The following is a 20,404-nucleotide window of genomic DNA, read 5'->3' as shown; positions in this document are numbered from 1 at the left end:
TGAATTTGTCAACATCAACTGTCTGTTTTAAAATATTTTTTCACTTCAGACGGCGTTTTTGGGGAAACGTGCGACACCGTCTGAACGTCTGTCTGCGTGTTACTGCCCGACAACAACGCGGCGGATTTTGACGGGCTGCACAGGTACGTTTTGATAAAAGCCGCGCGTGGCGGTTTTGACGCGGGCGATTTTGGAAACAGTGTCCATGCCGCTTTCGACCCTGCCGAAAACGGTGTAGCCGTATTGTCCGTTTTTGTAGTTGAGTGAATCATTGTCCGCCAGATTGATAAAGAATTGGCTGGTGGCGGAATCCGGATCGGCCATCCGCGCCATGGCGATGATGCCGACAGTGTTTTTCAAACCGTTGCCGGATTCGTTGGCAACGGCCTTATCGCTTGCCTTTTGTACCAAGTCCTCGGTAAATCCGCCGCCTTGGATAACAAAACCGTCGATAACGCGGTGGAAAATCGTGTTGTCGTAAAAGCCTTTTCGGGCATAGCGCACGAAATTGGCAACGGTTTTGGGGGCTTTGGACTCGTCCAAAACCAAACGGATATTGCCCATGTCGGTTTCCATCAGGACGCGGGTTGCCGCCATAGCCGGTAGGGAAGCCGCCAAAAGCAGTGCGGTTAAAACGGTTTTGAATTTGGGTTTCATCCCGTCCTCCTCAGACCTTCAGACGGCATTTTCATTTAATATGCCGTCTGAAAGCGCGTGAACACTATTCCAATGCGTCTTTAAGTTTTTGTTCGATTAAATCCGCGTCAAACGATTTGGCAATCAGCTCGAAGCGCGAGTCACGCCGCCATGAGACTTGGTTGGCGCCCCATTGCCCGTCCACCCAGTTGAGCCACACCCATGTGCCGAGCACTTGGAACACGCCTTTGGCGCGGACGAGGCCGTCTGTGAATTTGGGCAGGTCGTTGAAGAAGTTGGTCAGTTTTTCCCCGTCGAAATCGCGTCCGGCGGGGAATGTGAAACCTTGCGACTGGAAGCCCATGGTGTTGTCCGGCAGGGCTTTGAGGCGGTAGCGTGATTTTTCGATAACGGGGATGTCGAGCCATTGGATGTCGAGCTGTGCGTTTTGGACTTCGACCACTTTGGCTTTGGGCGGGAACAGTTTTGCCGCTTTGTCATGAAATTCGGCAAGCTGTTCGGGGGTGCATAAATCGGTTTTACTGGCGACCAATACGTCGCAGATGCCGATTTGGTCTTTATACAACGCCTGCTGCGCGTAATCGGGGTTGATGAACTGGCGCGGATCAACGACGGTAAAGACGGCGCCGATTTCCAAAAGGCTGTCCAGCGGTTTGGTTTTCAATTCGTCGATGACGCTGGCTGCGTGCGCCAGTCCGCTTGCCTCAATCATCAGGCGGTCGGGTTTGGCATCGCGCAGCATTTTCTGTACGGTTACGCCCATTTGCGGGCCGGCGGTGCAACACAAACAGCCGCCGGCGATTTCTGCCACGGGGATGCCGTTGTCGCTCAATACCGCGCCGTCAATACCGATTTCGCCGAACTCGTTGACAATGATGACCCATTTTTCGTTGGGGTTTTTTTGCGCCATCAGGCTTTTGAGCGCGGTGGTTTTGCCTGTTCCTAGAAAACCTGAAATCAGGTGGACTTTGGTTTTTTTCACTTCTGACATTTTTTACAAATCCCGGTTAAAACGACGTGTTCTTCTTTCAGCGCGAAGCCGCTCTCGGCAACGCCTGCGCGCAGTGCCGCCCATTCGTGGCTGAGGGTTTGCTCGTCCGCCGTGCCGCATTCGGTGCAGACCAAAATAAACGCGCTGTGGTGCGCTTCGGCTTCTTCGTGGTCGTGGCAATGGTCGTTGCACTCGTGCTGCGCGTGGCTGCACAAAATATAGCCGTTGACCGCCGCCACTTTGTGCAAAACGCCCTGCTCCGCCCAAAAATCAAGGGCGCGGTAGGCGGTAGGCGGCGCAACCGCGCCCTCGCTTTGCTGCTGCATCTGCGACAAGACGTTGTAGGCTTTAATCACGCCGCTTTGCTGCAAGACAATATCTAATACCTGCTCGCGCAAAGCGGTTACCTGCAAGCCCTCTCTGCGTGCCTGTTCGATAATTTTCTGTTTGAAATTTGTTTTCATAAATTCCCTGTTTATGCCGTCTGAACAACCGATACGGCAGGAGGCGGTTTTATAGTGGATTAACAAAAATCAGGACAAGGCGACGAAGCCGCAGACAGTACAAATAGTACGGAACCGATTCACTTGGTGCTTCAGCACCTTAGAGAACCGTTCTCTTTGAGCTAAGGCGAGGCAACGCCGTATTGGTTTTTGTTAATCCACTATATATTTGTGTTTGTATTCAATTACTTTATTTGGAAATCTTTTCCAACAATGCCCGACAGCCCGCATCCGCAAGCCTGAAGGTTTCTTCAAAATCGCCCGTGTACCACGGATCGGGGACATGGTCGTAACCGCTTTCGGGTATCAGGTCGGTCAGCTTGAATATTTTTTCCGGCTGCCTGCCGAAGGTTTTTTCCAATTCGGACAAATTCTTGCCGTCCATCGCGATGATGTAGTCAAACGCCGCCGCATCGCTTTGGCGGATTTTGCGGCTGGTAAAGCCTGAAGCATCGATACCGTGTTTTTTCAATATTTTCGCCGTCTCGCGGTGCATATCCTCGCCGTCGTGCCAGCCCGATGTCCCCGCGCTGTCCGCTTCAAGGGGAATCCCCGCTTCGGCGGCGCGGCGGCGCAAAATGTATTCCGCCATCGGCGAACGGCAGATGTTGCCGAGGCAGACAAAAAGGATTTTCGGTTTTTTCATATCCGCGCCCTGTTCCAATGCGATGCCGTCTGAAGCGGAAACCCTTTCAGACGGCATCGGCAGGTCAATCGTATTGTGTACTGAAAAACGGATTGTGCCCTTCCCGTTTCAACGCTTCCGCATAGCTCGGGATGTTTTCCTGTTCGCCCAAGGGATTGTGCAACAGGTAAACGTGTTCCACGCGGCACTCCGCCATCAGGTCGAGGAAATTCTGCTGGATGACGGCGATGTTGTCGGTAAAGGAAAGCTGCCATGAAAATACTTGTGGTACGACTTCGAACGCGCTGTCGGTCGCATTAAATCCGAATAGAATCTGTCCGCCCGCCTTTGCCGCAGCGACCACGCCGACCCGCGGGCTCTGCATACGGATGGCTCGTATCGCGTTTGCGGCAAAAACATCCATCGCCATGCGCTGGCGCGTATGGCTGCCGTCGGAAAGCGCGCGTACCGGAGAATCCGGGGAAAGCGGGTTGACAAACAGTGTAACGCCTTCCGATGCGAGCTTTTCCTGCCATACCTGCATTAAGGGCAGGCCTGCCTGAAGAAGGTTCTGACCCAATGCCGTCTGAACCTTGCCGCTGCCGAAACCCAGCGCGTAAACGACGTGGACGGACTGTCCTTCGGGCAACAGCAAAGGGCGCGGGGCGAAACGGCGTAAGTGTTGCGCCGCCGCTTCGGTATTTTGTTTGGCACGCCACCACTCATCCGGCGCGACCGCACTCAAATCGGACGAATGCACAAGATAAGGCAGCCATTGCGTCTCTTGCGTCAACGCGCGCAGGTGCGGATAGTTTTGCAGGCAGGCAAACAATGCCTCCGTCGGCAGCTTCATCTCGATTGCCCGTTCTTTTTTGCAGCCTGACACCAGCACGACCGGCAGGGCGAACCACTGCACTTCGCCTTCTTTCTCGCAATCGAGTACCGCGTTCACACTGGAAAGCAGCGCGGCATAAGTTCCGGCATCGGGCGACATCGTCAGCGCGAGGGAAAGGTTGATATAGTGGTTTTGCTCAAGCATCCCCCTGATTTCGGTTTGAAGTTGGCCGGACGAGAGTTTGCGCGAAGCCTGGGAAGAATTGTGCGCCAACTGGTAGGCATTGAGCAGCAGGTGGTTTTTAATCGGATTTTGGGGATACGGGCGCGTATCAGGCAAGGTAAATGTCTGGTTCATATATGTCGTGTACCGCTTTTCGCAGTGTGTGTCTTTCCTGTCTGAAAATATATCGGACGGACTGCCGCCGGGACTTGCCCGTCAATCCGCCGAAACGAGAAAATGCCTGTCTGCCAAGTCTGCCAATATTTCTTCCACATACACTTCGGCAGGCGGATGGAATGTCAAACCGTCGGGCGTGGTGCTGACGATGTTCAAGTTTTCGGCAACCGCATCTATCACCGCCTGTTTGCTCGTCGGCCGCGACAATTGGCGCATAATGTACAAATGCCCGTATCCGAATGAGGGTGTGCTTTCGTTGTAACGGTTGGCAGGCCGGACAAACGCCCCCGCACCGTGTTCCACAAAGGCGGCGACATAATCTGTAAAGCGCGCCGGCACATAGGTTTTATGGTCTTCAAAAAATTGTTTGCCCGTATTGTCTGATGAAACAGAAAAACGCCCGAGAATGGTTTGCAATAAAAGCTGGGAATTGATTTTCATACGGTCAAATGTCAAACCAGGGAATCGGCGGGCAAGATTTGCTGCAACATCTTCCGTTTTAAACGGCTCTCCGGTTTTCATCACATCGCGTATGCCCGAAAGCAGGGTATCGTTTTCATCAAAGTTGATCGTTTCCCCTCTTGCCGGGCGGAAATTCAAACTTTCTATCACTTCGACAGTAACCGACTCATCACGCCTGATAGTATCCCCGACTTCCTCACGGCATAAAAGCGAACGGCGGAATTGGCGGTCGGATAAAATATCACTATAAAATTCTTTGGCAATATAATCATCCCCTGCCAATGCCAGAATCCGCTCCCGCGTATGCTCCGCCATCCAAGAAACAAAAGACACGTGCAAATCGGTATCCCCGATATACGCCAGCCGGTGGCGGTTTGCCCATTCAATGAAACCGTTAACGTAAATCGGGTCGTTAAATATTTCCATATATTCGTGTGCGACATAATAAGTATTGTGATTCAATATTTTTTGAATCGCCGGAAGTTTGCCGCCGCCGCCCAAGCCCTTGTCGTTTTCCAAAATTTCCGCCAGCGCCTTGATCGCGTCCAAGCCTTTCCGCGTTCGCGCTTCCAAGGGTTCTTCAAGCACATCCCTGCCGGCAAAGTACATAATTTCGCGCAACTGCTCCTGCCGTTTCCAGCCCGGGTAAACATTGTATGAAATATAGGCAATGCCGTGTTCGGTCAGGTTGTTCCGGCAAATCGAAAAAATTTTGTCTTTAACTGCGTCAGGCACCCACGACCAAATGCCGTGGACGATGATATAGTCGAATTTCCCGAATGACTCATCGATGGTCAAAATATCTTTTTCTTCCAGGCGCACATTTTTCAAGCCCATTTTTTCAATGATGGCGTTGCCCTGCGCAACCTGCCTGCCGGACAAGTCGATGCCGACAAATTCCGCATCCGGGTAATAAAGCGCCTGCGTGATGATGTTGCCGCCCATCGAACAGCCCAGCTCCAAGACCTTGGCATTGGCGGCGGGCGCGGGCTGCAAACCCATCAGACGGGCGCGTGCCTCCAAATTATTGATGGCAGTTTGAGGGAACGCGCCGGATTCGTACATCAAATCATCATATGAATTTTTGATGTCGGATATTTCCGAAGGTTCCGCCATATGGGAGGCGGGACTGCCGACAACCGCCTGCCGCGCTTTCTTCGCCATAATAGGGCGCGCGGAAGCGGCTTTTTTCTTCTTGCTCGACATATTTTGTTCACTCTAAAGACAATATGCCCGCAAGTTTAACCAATTCGCCTGCCTACTTCAACCGCACGGAAATTATCGGGCTTCCGAACAAGTATGCCGTCTGAAGGTATGCGTATACGTCCGGACGCATCCCTCCGCCGTCTTGCCAAAATCAGGGATAAAGGCTCAACACTATGGTATATTGACCGTTTTATGCCAGTATCCCGACCGCCATGGATTTTGCCGTACCTGCCGTTTTAATCATCGACTTGGAAATTAACCCCAAAACCGATACCGTCTTCAAAATCGGTGCATACCGGCCCGACCTTGACCTCGGGTTTGAACGAAGCTTCCGCGATGAAGAAGGATTCAGGAAGGCATTGGCGGAAATGCTACCCCTTGCGGAAGGTGCGGAATGGCTGATGGGGCACAACTTCCTCGAACACGACCTGCCGTATTTGAAAAAAGCCGCGCCCGGCCGGGCATGGCTTTCATTGCCCGTTATCGATACGCTGAAGCTGTCGCCGCTCGCCTTTCCGCAAAACCCGTACCACCGCCTGATTAAAAACTACAAAATCATCTCTTCCGAACTCAACTCTCCGTTAGCGGACTGCCGCGCCTGTTGGCAGCTTTTTCAAGACCAGTGTGCCGCATTCGGCAAAATCAAAACCGAAAGGCCCGATGAATTTACCCTGTGGGCGGCATTGTCCGATATGCGTCTGCCGTATCGTTCTTCAGACGGCATCTCCTTCGCCGAACGTACCGAACACCCGGACACCAACCGATTGATACGCATTATTTGGATGATGATGCAGGACAACGAAGGGAAAGGGCGTTTGAAAGTCTGCCGCACGCGTTTTTTAGAGTTGATGAAAACCGACATCCACAATCGCGACATCTATCCTTCGCTTGCCTATGCCCTGTCATGGCTGAACGTCTCCGGCGGCAACTCCGTGCTTGCCCCGTGGGTGCGGAACCGTTTTCCCGAAACGGCGCGGCTGATTGCCGAACTGCGCGATTACGACTGCGGCGACAGCAACTGCAACTACTGCGCCGATATGCTCAATCCCGAAGCCCAGTTGCAGCGTTATTTCAAACTGTCCGCATTCCGCGATTTCAAAGGTTTCGAAGGCGGGCAGCGCGCCATTGTGCAGTCGGGAATGAAAGGTCTGCACACGCTGGCGGTCCTGCCCACAGGAGGCGGAAAATCCCTGTGTTATCAAGTTCCCGCACTCAACCGCTATTACCGTAACGGCGGGCTGACCGTCGTCATTTCGCCCCTGCAGTCGCTGATGAAAGACCAGCTGGACGGAATGCTCAGAAAAAACATTACCTGCGCCGCCATGCTCAACGGTCTGGTCGAAGTGGTCGAACGCGCCGAAATATTGGACAAAACCGCATTGGGCGACATCGGCATCCTGCTGGTTGCCCCCGAACAATTCCGCAACGACAGTTTCATTTCCGCCATTTCCCAACGTCAAATCAACGGCTGGGTATTCGATGAGGCGCACTGCCTGTCCAAATGGGGGCACGATTTCCGACCCGATTACCTGTATGCGGTCAAATTCATCGCCGAACACGGCAGGAAAAACGGCGGCACCGCACCGGTAAGCTGCTTTACCGCCACCGCCAAACCCGACGTACTTGCCGACATTACCGATAATTTCCGCGAGCAGGCCGGCATAGAATTCAGGCAATTTATCGGCGACAACGCGCGCGACAACCTGTCGTACGAAGTTTTCGAAGCTTCAGACGGCATCAAAAAACAAAAAATCGACGAGCTGCTCCACCGGGAACTCGACCATCAAAGGGGCGGCGCAGTCGTTTTCGTCGGCAGGCGCAAAAGTGCGGAAGGCTATAACGAATACCTCCAAAAACAAGGCTGGGCGTGCGAATACTTCCACGCAGGCCTGGAAACCAATGCCAAAGCAGACATACAGAACCGCTTTATCGAGGGCGGGTTGCGCGTCATCGTCGCCACCAACGCCTTCGGCATGGGCGTGGATAAACCTGATGTACGGCTGGTCATTCATGCCGAAATCACCGGTTCGCTGGAAAACTACCTTCAAGAAGCCGGGCGCGCCGGACGGGATCGCGAAGAGGCAAAATGCATCCTTCTTTATGAAAAAAGCGATGTGGATACCCAATTCGGCATCAGCAAAATGTCGCAAATAGAATTGCGCGACCTCAAAACGGTATGGCGCAAAATCGGCATGCTCAACGCGGCGGCACACGGCAAGGACGGTTGCGGCGAAGTCATCGCCACCGGCGGCGAGATTCTGAAAGACAGCGAAGAGTATATGAGCTTCGACAGGGACGACCGCCAGTCGGACACCAAAATCAAAACCGCCATTTCCTGGCTGGAACGTGCCGAACTGCTCGACCGCAAAGAAAACCGCACCAGAATCTTCCCCTCACGCTCGGGCAAACTGACTCTGGAACAGGCTTCGGAGCTGATTCAAAAAGGCCGGTTCGCCCGACGGCTCAAAGAAATCTACCTGACCATTGCCGAAATCGTATTCAACGCACCGGATGACAAGCCGCTCAGTACCGACGACCTGATACAGGCGACCGCATGCAGCTTGGAAGAATTGCGCGGACACCTGCACAGCCTCGAAGAAATGGGCATATTGACAAACGATACGCGTATGACCGTCATCCTGCGTACCGACAACATCAAACCGTCATCGGGGCTTTTGGAAAAAATAAGCCGATGGGAAGAAAAACTCTGGCAGATATTGAAAACGGAAATTCCCGATGCCGACCAAGGAATATGGCAAAATCTCGCCGTCAATGCCGTCTGCTACGAAATGCACGATTCGGGACTGGAAAGCACGCCCGCCGAAATCAAGCAACTCATCCTGTCTTTTGCGGACGACAAATCCGCACTCGAATCCAATAAAAACGGCAGCTTTGAAATCCGCGACTTAGGCAACGGCTGCCTGAAAATCCGTTTCAAAAACAATGACAGCTGGGAAAATATTCAGGAAACCGCCCTTTTGCGCCGCAACATCTGCGCCTGCATCCTGTCCTTTCTCGCCGGCAAGACAGAGGGTGTCCGGCGGAAAGATGTTGTCGTAGAAACCGGAATCGGCGAAATGGTGCAGCAGCTTGCCGACGATATGCAATTATCGGTACAGATTCCGGCAAACCGCCGCGAAACCCTGCTCAAGCAGGCACTGCTGTTCATGCACAAACTGGGCGTCATCAAACTGAACCACGGCATTACCATCCTGCGCCACGCGATGACCATCGTCCCCAACCGGAACGCGCTGGAATCCAAACGGCAATACCTCAAATCGGACTACCGTCCCTTGGAAACGTTTTACGGGGAAAAACGTTTCCAAATCCACGTCATGCGCGAATATGCGGAACGCGCGCTCAAAAACATCACCGAAGCCTTAAACCTGGTCGCCGACTATTTTAAAACGGATGAAAAATCATTTAAGGACAAATGGTTTTCAGGAAGGCTGAAAGAATTGGAAGAACCCGTCTCCCCGGATACCCTCCATGCCGTCACAGACGGTCTGAACAGCGTGCAAAAAGCCGTCGTTACCGATCAGAGCGGCAGGAACCGCCTGGTGCTTGCCGGTCCCGGTTCCGGCAAAACGCGCATCATCGTCCATCGTGTCGCCTATCTTCTGCGCGTCCAACACGTTCCGGCATCCTCCATCATCGTCCTGACCTTTACCCGGCTTGCCGCGCTGGAAGTCAAACGCCGCCTGCACGGACTGGTCGGCAACCTTGCCCGGGCCGTTACCGTCCTGACTTACGACGGTATGGCAATGCGGCTTTTAGGCGTACGTTTCGACAGCAAAGGCTTCGACGGCAAAAGCAGAGAACAGGAGGAACGGAAAACCAAAGAACAGTTTGAAAAATGGTGCGAAGAAGCCGCCGCCATGCTTTCAGACGGCATCGGCGGCGGCAACGGGGACGAAGCGCGCGAGCGCATCATGTCGGGATTCCGCTATATCCTCGTAGACGAATACCAAGACATCAGCGAACGGCATTACAGTCTGGTTTCCGCACTGGCAGGCAGGAAACGCGACGATGAAGACAAGCTGACCATTCTTGCAGTCGGCGACGACGACCAAAATATCTTTGCCTACAACGGCAGCAGCAACGAATACATCCGCCGTTTTCAGGAAGAATACGGCGTGGATTCGCCCGATTTCCTGACTTTCAACTACCGCAGCACGCAAAACATCATCACCGCTGCCAACCGCGTGATAAGCGGAATGCCCGACCGCCTGAAAACCCGGCACCCTATCGCCGTCAACCCCGAAAGGCGGGAAGACCCCGACGGCGGCATTTGGACGCAAACCGACCCCGAACGCCAAGGCCGCGTCCTCGTCATCCGCCTGCACCCCGAGTTCCACCGGAGAAAACGCTTCAACATCCAATCCCAAGCCGTCATTGCGGAAATACAGCGTTTGCGGAATTTGGCGGACATCTCTTGGAACAGCATCGCCGTCCTTGCCCGCAACAACGCCTCACTCAACCCCATGCAGGCATGGTGCGAACAAAACGGCATTCCCTACTTCCTGAAAAACGAACAAAGCCTGTCTCTATGCAAAACACGCGAATTTGTCCGTCTGGTGCACGGCATCGAAACGGCGGGGGACGGTATGCTTTCTTCGGCGGATTTCTGTCGGTTGATAGAGAAGGAAATCGGGCGCAGCGGCAAGAAATGGGAAAACTGGTTCGCACAGCTTAAAACCGACTTCCTCAACGAATTCCCCATTGCCCGGCCGTCTGAAAACACCGACGCGCAACAACATCCTGCGGCATTTCTGAAAAACTGGCTGTACGAATATGTCGGCAACGAAAAAATCAGCCGTTCAGACGGCATATTCTTGGGAACGGCGCATTCGTCCAAAGGTTTGGAATTCGACCACGTCTTTATCCTGGACGACGGCTGGGAAGAGCGCAGCGACGAAAACCGCCGCCTCTATTATGTCGCAATGACCCGTGCCAAAAAGACGCTGACACTGATCCACCACACGCCACACCACGCATGGATAAACACATTGCCTGAAGACGTAGAGCGCATAGACCGCACCTTTGCCGAACTGCCTGAATTGAATGTCGAATATAGGATGCTTTCCAACTATGGCGAACTTGATATCGGGTTCATAGCGAGGGATAAAGAAAGCGAGAATCCAAGCTATGAAAACGTCCGCCAACGCATTGAAGCTGCCGAACAACTGGAAGTTGGAGACAGTTTGACCATCAAACCTTTCTATTACGGAGGTTATCTGTTCTGCTCAGGAGATATTCCTGTCGCTCTCACAGCTAAAGACTTCCGAGAGAAGATTCCCCATCATGCCAAAGCAGTGGTGGCTGCCATTACTGTCGGCTATAGAAAAAATAACGATGAGGAGTATATCCACGAGTTTCCTGAAGAAGCCGATATGTGGTCAATCATCATCCCCATGCTGGTCATTCCGCCCAAACCGTAGGCGGCACAAAGAAAAATGCCGTCTGAAACCCCGAATCCGAGGCTTCAGACGACATTGCCTTGCCATATGGTTTCAACCTTGCTTCACCGCCGCATCATAGCCGCCGTCTTCAACGGCTTCAATCAACGCCCCTGCATCGGTTTGCGCGGGGTCGTATCCGACGGTCGCACTTTTGTTTTCAAGGCTGACTTCGACGCTAGCCACGCCTTTTACGCCTTCCAATATCCGGGTAACGCTTTTGACGCAGCCGCCGCAGCTCATGCCGCCGATGTCGAGGATAAGGGTTTCCATGATTTTCCTTTCGTTGGAACTGCAATCTGACGAGCGTTATTGTAAGTCGGGGCGTGAACTTGGGCAAATACGGAAACGGTGCGGCGGTTTGAAAAAATACGGACGCTTGCGCATAATGGCGGCAATTTCCATCAGGACAACAACAATGAACGCTTCGCAAAAACCCTGGTTGAGCATCATTGCCTTGGCAATCGGCGCATTTATTTTCAACACGACCGAATACATCCCCATCGCGCTTTTGAGCGACATCGGACGAAGCTTCGGCATGGCGGCGACCGAAACGGGTGTGATGATTACGGTTTATGCGTGGATTGTCGCGCTGACTTCGCTGCCGCTCATGCTGCTGACGCGCCATATGGAACGGCGCGGCCTGCTGCTGGTTCTGTTTGCGCTGTTTACCGTCAGCCACATCCTGTCGTTTGCCTCGTGGCGTTTTGAAATCCTGCTCGCAAGCCGCGTGGGGATTGCGCTGACCCATGCGGTATTCTGGTCCATTACGGCTTCGCTGGCAGTACGCATCGCCCCTATCGGAAAAGGAAATCAGGCATTGGGGCTGCTCAGCACGGGGACGGTGATGGCGATGGTGGCGGGGATTCCGCTCGGACGTATGGTCGGACAATATTTGGGCTGGCAGGCGAGTTTTCTGCTGATTGGTTTGTGTGCGGCGGCGGTGATGGCTGTGCTTGCCAAAAGCCTGCCGCGCCTGCCGAGCGTGAATGCCGGTTCTTTAAGCAGCCTGCCCCTGCTTTTAAAACGGAAAAAACTGATGCTGCTGTATGCGATGACGGTACTGGTCATCACAGCGCACTTTACCGCATACAGCTACATCGAGCCCTTCGTCATCCAAATCGGCGGTTTCTCCGCGCGGCAGGTTACGGTGGTTCTGGGGCTGTACGGTCTGGCGGGCTTTGCCGCGTCTTACCTGTTCGGCAAATGGTTTGCCCAACATCCGCGCGCATTTTTGGCAGGAGCGGTATCAGTCATCGCTTTGTCCTCAGGGCTTTTGCTGCCTTTGGCGCATTTGCCTGCCGCCATTTACGCGCTGGTGTTCGTATGGGGGACGGCGATTGTGGTCGTCAGCTTGGGGATGGTTTCCAAAGTTTTGGATTTCGCCTCCGATGCCGCAGACCTTGCCAACTCGATTTATTCGGGACTTTACAACGTCGGTATCGGCGGCGGCGCGCTGCTGGGGCATTGGGTAACGCAATATGCCGGCATTTCCCGTATCGGCATCGCCGGTATGCTTGCGGCGGCGGCAGGTTTGTGGGTCTGCCTGAATTTGAACCGCCATATCCGAACCTGACCGCGCGATGCCGTCTGAAGCCCCTCCCGCCCTTCAGACGGCATTTTGATTGAAGAAATATCCGCCCCTGCTTAAAATAACGGGCTTTGCCGTGTTTTAACGCCTATTTTCTTATTCCAAGGATGGTTTATGCCGCTGCTGTCTGTCGAATTCGCACTGTTCTTTCTCGCCTTCCTGCCGCTTTACTGGTGTATGGCGAAATACCCGTCCATCCAAAACCTGCTGCTTTTGGCTGCCGGTATGGGCTGGCTCTACCATATCGGCCCCGTATTTGCGGCAATCGTCGTCCTCTATTCCTCCTGCGTGTACCTTTTGGGCGAACTGCTCCGTTCCGATCGCGAAAATACGCGCCGTTTCTGGCTGGGGTGCGGCATTGCCGCCTCGCTGACCGTCTTGGGCTTTTTCAAATATTTCGACTTTTTCCGTCCGCTGATTGCCCAATATGCCGGACAAGGCGGCGCAATCGACATCCTGATGCCGCTGGGGCTTTCGTATTACACCTTCCAGTCGATCGCTTATCTGGTTTACTGCTTCCGCGCACCGCACGCCGCGCGTTTCAGCTGGCACGAGCTGCTGCTGCACCTGAGTTTTTTCCCCACCGTTACCTCCGGCCCGATTATCCGCGCCGCCACATTCAAAAGCGCGGACGGCGAGCAGGCAGGCGCACTGGCGCAAATCCGTACCCGCCAACCGCGTTCGCCCGTCCGCCCCGCACTCGCCGTTTCCCTGATTCTTCTAGGTATTGCCAAAAAATGGTGGCTGGCGGGGATGCTGGCGGAAAACTGGGTATCGCCCGTATTTGAAAACCCCGCCCAATTCGACGGCTGGGGCGTGTTGGCGGGCGTGTACGGCTATACCTTCCAACTCTTTTTAGACTTTTCCGGATATTCCGATTTGGTTATCGGCATGGCAATGCTGCTGGGCTTTAGGCTGCCCAAAAACTTCTCCGCACCGCTTCGTGCTTTAAACATCCGCGCATTTTGGGACAAATGGCACATCAGCCTTTCCACCTGGATACGCGACTACATCTACATCCCGTTGGGCGGCAGCAAAAAAGGCTTTTTGCGGACACAGCTCAACCTGATGGCGGCAATGGTACTCTCCGGCATCTGGCACGGCTACGGCTGGAATTTCCTCATTTGGGGCGCGCTGCACGGCACGGCACTGGTGCTGCTCAACACGGGCGACCGCTATTTCGGACGCAACGCGCTATGCCGTCTGAAATACCTCGCGCCGCTCTCATGGCTCATCACCTTCCATTTTGTCTGCCTAACCTTCGTCGTCTTCAATACCGCAAACCCCGACGATGCAGGCGCGGTTTTCAGTGCCCTCTTTGCCAATGCCAACGGCTGGAATGCGCCGCAACGGGCGGATATGCTGCTGCTTGCCTCGTTTGCATCCGTGATGCTGCTCTACCCTTACCTGCAACGCGCTTTCGACGGCGCGGTCAAAGGTTTGGAAAAAATCCCGATGTGGCTATGGTTTATCCCGATTTCCATCATCCTGCTGCTGATTATCGTCCTCGCCCCCTCGGGGATACCCGGTTTTATTTATGCCAATTTTTAAGGGTTTGGACATGAAAAACTTTCTTTCCCTTTTCGCCTCCATATTGATGTCTGCCCTGATTGCCGTGTGGTTTGCCCAAAACCCGATTAACGCCTACTGGCAGCAGACCTACCACCGCAACAGCCCGCTCGAACCGCTTGCCGCCTACGGATGGTGGCGGAGCGGTGCGGCGTTGCAAGAAAACGCCTACGCCCTTTCAGACGGCATCAAAGCCTTCCTGTCGGGCGAAACACCAGCGACGGCCCAAGACGGCGGTTCGGCAGATACGCCGTCTGAAGCCGCCGCATCCGAAGCCGCCCCTCAAACCGGTGAAACAGAATGGAAACAAGACACCGAAGCCGCCGCCGTCCGCAGCGGCGACAAAGTCTTTTTCGCCGGCGATTCACTGATGCAGGGCGTTGCACCCTTCGTGCAAAAAAGCCTGAAACAACAATACGGCATCGAATCCGTCAACCTCAGCAAACAAAGCACGGGGCTGTCCTACCCCTCATTCTTCGACTGGCCGAAAACGATTGAAGAAACCCTGCAAAAACATCCCGAAATCAGCGTATTGGCCGTATTCCTCGGCCCGAACGACCCGTGGGATTTCCCCGTAGGCAAGCAATACCTCAAATTCGCTTCCGACGAATGGGCGCAAGAATACCTGAAACGCGTCGACCGCATCCTTGAAGCCGCCCGCGCGCACCACGTCCAAGTCGTCTGGCTCGGCATCCCCTACATGAAAAAAGCCAAGCTCGACGGACAGATGCGCTACCTCGACAAACTGCTTTCGGAACATTTGAAAGGCAAAATCATCCTGATTCCCACCGCGCACACCCTGAGCGGCGGGGAAGACCGCTACACCGATTCCGTCAACGTCAACGGCAAACCCGTCCGCTACCGCAGCAAGGACGGCATACACTTTACCGCCGAAGGACAAAAACTGCTGGCGGCAAAAATAATGGAAAAAATCGTTTTTGAACCAAGTCCGCAACCATCAAGTACACAGCCATGAACCCCAAACACCTCATCGCATTTTCCGCCCTGTTCGCCGCCACGCAGGCAGAAGCCCTGCCCGTCGCCTCCGTCAGCCTCGACACCGTTACCGTTTCCCCGTCCGCCCCCTACACCGATACAAACGGGCTGCTGACCGACTACGGCAACGCCGCCGCCTCGCCTTGGATGAAAAAACTCCAATCCGTCGCACAAGGCAGCGGCGAGACCTTCCGCATCCTGCAAATCGGCGACTCGCACACCGCCGGCGACTTCTTTACCGACACCCTGCGCAAACGCCTGCAAAAAACATGGGGCGACGGCGGCATAGGCTGGGTTTACCCCGCCAACGTCAAAGGGCAGCGCATGGCGGCCGTCCGGCACAACGGCAACTGGCAAAGCCTCACCAGCAGGAACAATAGCGGAGACTTCCCGCTCGGCGGCATCCTCGCCCACACCGGCAGCGGCGGCAGCATGACCCTGACCGCATCGGACGGCAAGACCGGCAAACAGCGCGTTTCCCTGTTTGCCAAACCCCTGCTCGCCGAACAAACCCTGACCGTCAACGGCAACACCGTCTCCGCCAACGGCGGCGGCTGGCAGGTACTGGATACCCGCGCGGCACTGCCCCTGACCATACACACCGAAATGCCGTGGGACATCGGATTTATCAATATCGAAAACCCCGCCGGCGGCATTACCGTTTCCGCGATGGGCATCAACGGCGCACAATTAACCCAGTGGTCGAAATGGCGTGCCGACCGTATGAACGACCTTGCCCAAACCGGCGCCGATTTGGTTATCCTTTCCTACGGCACCAACGAAGCCTTCGGCAACAACATCGACATTGCCGATACCGAACAAAAATGGCTGGATACCGTCCGCCAAATCCGCGACAGCCTGCCTGCCGCCGGCATCCTCATCATCGGCGCGCCCGAATCCCTGAAAAACACGCTCGGCGTATGCGGCACGCGCCCCGTCCGCCTGACCGAAGTCCAACAGATGCAGCGGCGCGTCGCCCGTCAGGGGCAGACGATGTTCTGGTCTTGGCAAAACGCGATGGGCGGCGTTTGCAGTATGAAAAACTGGCTCAACCAAGGATGGGCCGCCAAAGACGGCGTACACTTCTCCGCCAAAGGCTACCGGCGAGCGGCGGAAATGCTCGCCGACAGCCTCGAAGAACTCGTCCGCTCCGCCCCGAAACGGTAAACAAAAAGGCTTTCAGACGGCATAGCCGCCCCGCGCACGGTTTGCCCGGGCAAGGCGGATTCGTCCGCAACCGGCATACGGCGCAAAGGCGGCGTTCGATATGCCGTCTGAAGGCAAAGATGATAAACTGCCGCCTTCCGTTTTCAGACGGCATATTGTTTTCAAATGAGGGCGTTCGCCGTCCGCAACCATAAAGGAAGTTTCATGAACCGGACTTATGCCAATTTCTACGAAATGCTGACCGCCGCCTGCCGCAAAAACGGCAACGGCACGGCAGTGTTCGACGGCAAGGAAAAAACCGCCTACCGCGCGCTCAAGCAGGAAGCCGAAGCCGTTGCGGCGTATCTGCAAAATATCGGCGTGAAGTTCGGCGACACGGTCGCGCTGGCGGTTTCCAATTCCACGGAATTTATTACTGCCTATTTCGCCGTCTCCGCCATCGGCGCGGTTGCCGTACCGATGAACACATTTTTGAAAAACAGCGAATACGCATATATTTTGAACGATTGCAAGGCGCGGTTTATGTTCGCCTCGGCCGGCCTGTCAAAAGAATTGGCGGGCTTGAAGGCGCAAACGCCCGTCGAAAAAATCATTTGGACGGGCCAAAGCCTGCCGGCCGGCGAAACGGCGGAAGGCGATGCCTTTTTTGAAGACGTGCGCCGCTTCCCCGAAAAACCCGACTTGGGCCGCCAACCCCGGATAAATGATTTGGCACACATCATCTACACCTCCGGCACGACGGGGCATCCCAAAGGCGCGCTAATCAGTTACGCCAACCTGTTCGCCAACCTGAACGGCATCGAACGCATCTTTAAAATTTCCAAACGCGACCGCTTTATCGTTTTCCTGCCGATGTTCCACAGCTTCACGCTGACGGCTATGGTGCTGCTGCCGATTTATATGGCGTGTTCGATTATTTTGGTCAAATCCGTTTTTCCGTTTTCCAACGTTTTGAAACAGGCCCTGCTCAAACGCGCGACCGTGTTTTTGGGCGTACCCGCGATTTACACCGCGATGAGCAAGGCAAAAATCCCTTGGTATTTCAGATGGTTCAACCGCATCCGCCTGTTTATCAGCGGCGGTGCGCCTTTGGCGGAACAAACCATCCTCGATTTCAAAGCCAAGTTCCCCCGCGCCAAATTGCTGGAAGGCTACGGACTAAGCGAAGCCTCGCCCGTTGTCGCCGTCAATACGCCCGAACGGCAAAAAGCCCGCAGCGTCGGCATCCCCCTGCCCGGTTTGGAAGTCAAAGCCGTCGATGAAGAATTGGTCGAAGTGCCGCGCGGCGAAGTGGGCGAACTGATCGTCAGGGGCGGTTCGGTGATGCAGGGCTACCTCAATATGCCTGCCGCCACCGATGAAACCATCGTCAACGGCTGGTTGAAAACGGGCGATTTCGTTACCATAGACGAGGACGGCTTTATCTTTATCGTCGACCGCAAAAAAGATTTGATTATTTCCAAAGGTCAAAATGTCTATCCGCGCGAGATTGAAGAAGAAATCTACAAACTCGATGCCGTCGAAGCCGCCGCCGTCATCGGCGTGAAAGACTGTTATGCCGACGAGGAAATCGTCGCCTTCGTCCAATTAAAGGAAGGTATGGATTTGGGCGAGGACGAAATCCGCCGCCACCTGCGTACCGTGCTGGCAAATTTCAAAATCCCCAAACAAATCCACTTTAAAGACGGGCTGCCGCGCAACGCTACGGGCAAGGTATTGAAACGGGTGTTGAAGGAGCAGTTTGAAGGAAACAAATGAACGCCGTGCCGTCTGAAGCCCCGTCCGGCAAAAAAAAATGCGGTGAATCTGATTCACCGCATTTTTTTTGGCAAACGCCGGAGGGAATGCACTTACTCTGCCAATTCCACCTGCTCGTGCGCCATCAGTTCCTGACCGACATCATCCAACAACATCAAATAACGTTCGTAGTTTTTCAAAATGTCGGCAATCAGCTCGTCCTTGTTCATATACTGCACATCATACCCGACGCGCCCGTCGAAAAAATAAGCGTAGGGTTTGTAAGTTGTCTGGTGCCGGATATGCGGCAGGTTGTCGTCGTTAATCAACTGTTCGGATACATCCTGCCCGACAGACTTAATCCCGTACATAAAATCGCGCATCGTCTCTTTCCGAATGACGAACTCGATTGCGGGCTCGTCCTGATGAAACATCTTATCGACCCGGACGCTCAAGCCGTATTCTTCCGAAAGCTCCCGTTGCAACTCGTGCATAGCGGGCGATGCGGTATGTTTGAGGAATTTTAAAATATCCTGCTCCTGCGTCTGGCTCATTATCTGCACCAGCCGTTCTTTCCACTTGCCGCCCGTCCAAAATACACTGGTAGGGTTAACCCGGGTCTCAAAATATTTCTTATCCGCACTCAAGCCTTTCCACAGGCTGAAACACATTATCAGCATCAGCAGGGCAAACGGCAGGGAAACAATCAGGGTCATAGACTGCAGGTTGCCGAGTCCGCCCGAGCGCATCAGCAAAACGGCAACGGCAGACATCAGCACGCCCCACATAACCGCCTGCCACCGTGGCGCGCTCAAGCCTTTGTCCCGAGAGGTAATATTGTTCAGGACATAAATCCCGGAATCGGCAGAAGTTACAAAAAACAGGGAAATGACCAGCAGGCTGACGATGCTCGTCAATTCGGGCAGGGGGAGGTAATTAAAGAATTTAAAAAGCAGCGTTTCCGGAGAGGAGGTCATCTTTTCGAGCATTCCCCCCGCAACCCCGTCATTCAGCCAAATCGCCGTATTGCCGAAGACGGTAAACCACAAAACGCCGAACAGGCCGGGGATGAGCAAAACCCCGAAGACAAACTCGCGGATGGTGCGCCCCTTTGAAATGCGCGCGATAAACAAACCCACAAACGGCGCCCAAGAACACCACCACGCCCAATAAAGCACCGTCCAAGATTCAAACCACGGCTTGTGTTCCCGTTCGTACGCATAAGTTTTAAAACTGAGGCGCACCAGATTTCCGAGGTAGTTCCCTATGTTGTCGCCGAATGCCGACAACAGGTAAACAGTGGGACCCGCCGCCAAAACAAAAAACAGCAGCAAAAACGCAAGGCTCAGGTTCAACTCGCTCAACACCTTCACGCCCTTCCCCACGCCGGATATTGCCGAAACGACGGCGAGGGACATGACGGCGGCGATAATCAAAACCTGCACGCTGAAGCTGTTTTCGGCAATCCAGCCCATTTCCTGCAATCCGGCGCCCAGTTGCGAAGCCCCGAACCCCAATGTGGTGATGATGCCGAAAAAAGTAGCAAGCAACGCCATAATATCAATGGCATCGCCGAACCTTCCGGAAATTTTTTCTTTCAACAGGGGGTAAAAACAAGAACGCAGGGCAAGCGGCAGCTTGTAGCGGAAACCGAAATAAGCCAAAGCCAATGCAATCGTACCGTACACCGACCAAGCGTGAACGCCCCAATGGAACACCGTGTGCAGCAATGCCTGCTGCTGCCTGTGTTCCGGCGTGCCGGCCGTAATGTCCGAAAAATAATGCATCAACGGCTCTGTCACGCCGAAAAACATCAGACCCACGCCCATCCCGGCCGCAAACAGCATCGCCAGCCACGACAGGAAGCCGAATTCCGGCACATCTTCATCCCGTCCGAGCCTGATGTTTCCCAAACTGCTGACCGAGAGTATCAGCAGGAAACCCAGAAAAATGGAAAACGTTAAAACATAAAACCAGCTGAACTCGGTAAAAATGACTTCTTTTGCCCGATCGAGCCACATCTGCGCCTGATCCGGCACGGTTAAAACCAATACCACCAAAACACACACAAAAAACAAAGTCGTCAAAATAACCATCGGATTAAATGACGTTCGGCGTTCTATAAATTCAGACAGGGACAAACCTTCTCACTCCTTTGTTAAAAACAGACAAACCCGGTCATCGGGCAAAGCGGTCAAAACCTGCCG

The 20,404-nt window shown here is 54.2% G+C and carries 14 protein-coding genes; 6 read left to right on the top strand and 8 right to left on the bottom strand.

The window, feature by feature from the left end:
* Nucleotides 1–99: 99 nt before the first annotated feature.
* The 6 genes from RDY34_RS01255 to RDY34_RS01230 form a co-directional block, all read right to left on the bottom strand.
* Nucleotides 100–657: a peptidylprolyl isomerase gene (locus RDY34_RS01255; RefSeq protein WP_308073114.1), complete on the bottom strand. Its 558-nt coding sequence runs from the start codon at nt 655–657 to the stop codon at nt 100–102.
* 64 nt (nt 658–721) lie between these two features.
* A complete protein-coding gene (locus tag RDY34_RS01250; protein WP_308075261.1) occupies nt 722–1,648 on the bottom strand; it encodes a CobW family GTP-binding protein in 927 nt (308 codons plus the stop codon).
* Nucleotides 1,636–2,112 (bottom strand): Fur family transcriptional regulator, encoded by a 477-nt coding sequence (locus RDY34_RS01245; RefSeq protein WP_003713075.1) that lies wholly within the window; start codon nt 2,110–2,112, stop codon nt 1,636–1,638. The genes RDY34_RS01250 and RDY34_RS01245 overlap by 13 nt, the downstream gene beginning before the upstream one ends.
* 229 nt (nt 2,113–2,341) lie before the next feature.
* Nucleotides 2,342–2,797: a low molecular weight protein-tyrosine-phosphatase gene (locus RDY34_RS01240; RefSeq protein ID WP_308073139.1), complete on the bottom strand. Its 456-nt coding sequence runs from the start codon at nt 2,795–2,797 to the stop codon at nt 2,342–2,344.
* 64 nt (nt 2,798–2,861) lie between these two features.
* On the bottom strand, nt 2,862–3,968 hold the full coding sequence (locus tag RDY34_RS01235; protein ID WP_308073112.1) for a conjugal transfer protein: 1,107 nt from the start codon (nt 3,966–3,968) through the stop codon (nt 2,862–2,864).
* A gap of 81 nt (nt 3,969–4,049) precedes the next feature.
* Nucleotides 4,050–5,588: a methyltransferase regulatory domain-containing protein gene (locus RDY34_RS01230; RefSeq protein WP_372340202.1), complete on the bottom strand. Its 1,539-nt coding sequence runs from the start codon at nt 5,586–5,588 to the stop codon at nt 4,050–4,052.
* A gap of 302 nt (nt 5,589–5,890) precedes the next feature.
* Here RDY34_RS01230 and RDY34_RS01225 point away from each other — a divergent pair, with 302 nt between their 5' ends.
* On the top strand, nt 5,891–11,119 hold the full coding sequence (locus RDY34_RS01225; RefSeq protein WP_308074692.1) for a RecQ family ATP-dependent DNA helicase: 5,229 nt from the start codon (nt 5,891–5,893) through the stop codon (nt 11,117–11,119).
* A 72-nt stretch (nt 11,120–11,191) separates the two neighbouring features.
* On the opposite strand, the gene RDY34_RS01220 is transcribed toward RDY34_RS01225, so the two are convergent.
* Nucleotides 11,192–11,410 carry a heavy-metal-associated domain-containing protein gene (locus tag RDY34_RS01220; protein WP_118787032.1) on the bottom strand — a complete coding sequence of 73 codons (219 nt, stop codon included), beginning with the start codon at nt 11,408–11,410 and terminating at the stop codon, nt 11,192–11,194.
* 145 nt (nt 11,411–11,555) lie between these two features.
* On the opposite strand from RDY34_RS01220, the gene RDY34_RS01215 reads away from it, so the two are divergent.
* The 5 genes from RDY34_RS01215 (at nt 11,556) to RDY34_RS01195 (ending at nt 18,218) form a co-directional block, all read left to right on the top strand.
* Nucleotides 11,556–12,713 carry a sugar transporter gene (locus RDY34_RS01215; protein WP_308074691.1) on the top strand — a complete coding sequence of 386 codons (1,158 nt, stop codon included), beginning with the start codon at nt 11,556–11,558 and terminating at the stop codon, nt 12,711–12,713.
* A gap of 129 nt (nt 12,714–12,842) precedes the next feature.
* Nucleotides 12,843–14,279, top strand: a complete 1,437-nt coding sequence (locus RDY34_RS01210; protein WP_308074690.1) for an MBOAT family O-acyltransferase — start codon at nt 12,843–12,845, stop codon at nt 14,277–14,279.
* A 10-nt stretch (nt 14,280–14,289) separates the two neighbouring features.
* Nucleotides 14,290–15,273: a peptidoglycan O-acetyltransferase PatB gene (gene patB / locus RDY34_RS01205; RefSeq protein WP_107862834.1), complete on the top strand. Its 984-nt coding sequence runs from the start codon at nt 14,290–14,292 to the stop codon at nt 15,271–15,273.
* Nucleotides 15,270–16,460 carry an SGNH/GDSL hydrolase family protein gene (locus RDY34_RS01200; RefSeq protein ID WP_308074689.1) on the top strand — a complete coding sequence of 397 codons (1,191 nt, stop codon included), beginning with the start codon at nt 15,270–15,272 and terminating at the stop codon, nt 16,458–16,460. Before patB ends, RDY34_RS01200 begins: the two co-directional genes overlap by 4 nt.
* Before the next feature lie 204 nt (nt 16,461–16,664).
* A complete protein-coding gene (locus RDY34_RS01195) occupies nt 16,665–18,218 on the top strand; it encodes a fatty acid--CoA ligase (RefSeq protein ID WP_025456780.1) in 1,554 nt (517 codons plus the stop codon).
* Nucleotides 18,219–18,310: 92 nt separating this feature from the next.
* On the opposite strand, the gene RDY34_RS01190 is transcribed toward RDY34_RS01195, so the two are convergent.
* A complete protein-coding gene (locus tag RDY34_RS01190) occupies nt 18,311–20,338 on the bottom strand; it encodes a BCCT family transporter (protein WP_308184444.1) in 2,028 nt (675 codons plus the stop codon).
* Nucleotides 20,339–20,404: the final 66 nt, after the last annotated feature.

Origin of the sequence: Neisseria polysaccharea, assembly GCF_963392925.1 — a bacterium.
GTDB classification, from domain to species: domain Bacteria; phylum Pseudomonadota; class Gammaproteobacteria; order Burkholderiales; family Neisseriaceae; genus Neisseria; species Neisseria polysaccharea.
Note: the sequence above shows the minus strand (reverse complement) of the source record. Positions and strands in the feature narration are given on the sequence as shown.

Coding starts and splice junctions, on each gene's coding strand:
- RDY34_RS01235 (WP_308073112.1), bottom strand. CDS start 3,968: ATGAACCAGACATTTACCTTGCCTGATACGCGCCCGTATCCCCAAAAT.
- RDY34_RS01220 (WP_118787032.1), bottom strand. CDS start 11,410: ATGGAAACCCTTATCCTCGACATCGGCGGCATGAGCTGCGGCGGCTGC.
- RDY34_RS01255 (WP_308073114.1), bottom strand. CDS start 657: ATGAAACCCAAATTCAAAACCGTTTTAACCGCACTGCTTTTGGCGGCT.
- RDY34_RS01195 (WP_025456780.1), top strand. CDS start 16,665: ATGAACCGGACTTATGCCAATTTCTACGAAATGCTGACCGCCGCCTGC.
- RDY34_RS01215 (WP_308074691.1), top strand. CDS start 11,556: ATGAACGCTTCGCAAAAACCCTGGTTGAGCATCATTGCCTTGGCAATC.
- RDY34_RS01225 (WP_308074692.1), top strand. CDS start 5,891: ATGGATTTTGCCGTACCTGCCGTTTTAATCATCGACTTGGAAATTAAC.
- RDY34_RS01230 (WP_372340202.1), bottom strand. CDS start 5,588: ATGGCGGAACCTTCGGAAATATCCGACATCAAAAATTCATATGATGAT.
- RDY34_RS01200 (WP_308074689.1), top strand. CDS start 15,270: ATGAACCCCAAACACCTCATCGCATTTTCCGCCCTGTTCGCCGCCACG.
- RDY34_RS01240 (WP_308073139.1), bottom strand. CDS start 2,797: ATGAAAAAACCGAAAATCCTTTTTGTCTGCCTCGGCAACATCTGCCGT.
- RDY34_RS01250 (WP_308075261.1), bottom strand. CDS start 1,648: ATGTCAGAAGTGAAAAAAACCAAAGTCCACCTGATTTCAGGTTTTCTA.
- RDY34_RS01210 (WP_308074690.1), top strand. CDS start 12,843: ATGCCGCTGCTGTCTGTCGAATTCGCACTGTTCTTTCTCGCCTTCCTG.
- patB (WP_107862834.1), top strand. CDS start 14,290: ATGAAAAACTTTCTTTCCCTTTTCGCCTCCATATTGATGTCTGCCCTG.
- RDY34_RS01245 (WP_003713075.1), bottom strand. CDS start 2,112: ATGAAAACAAATTTCAAACAGAAAATTATCGAACAGGCACGCAGAGAG.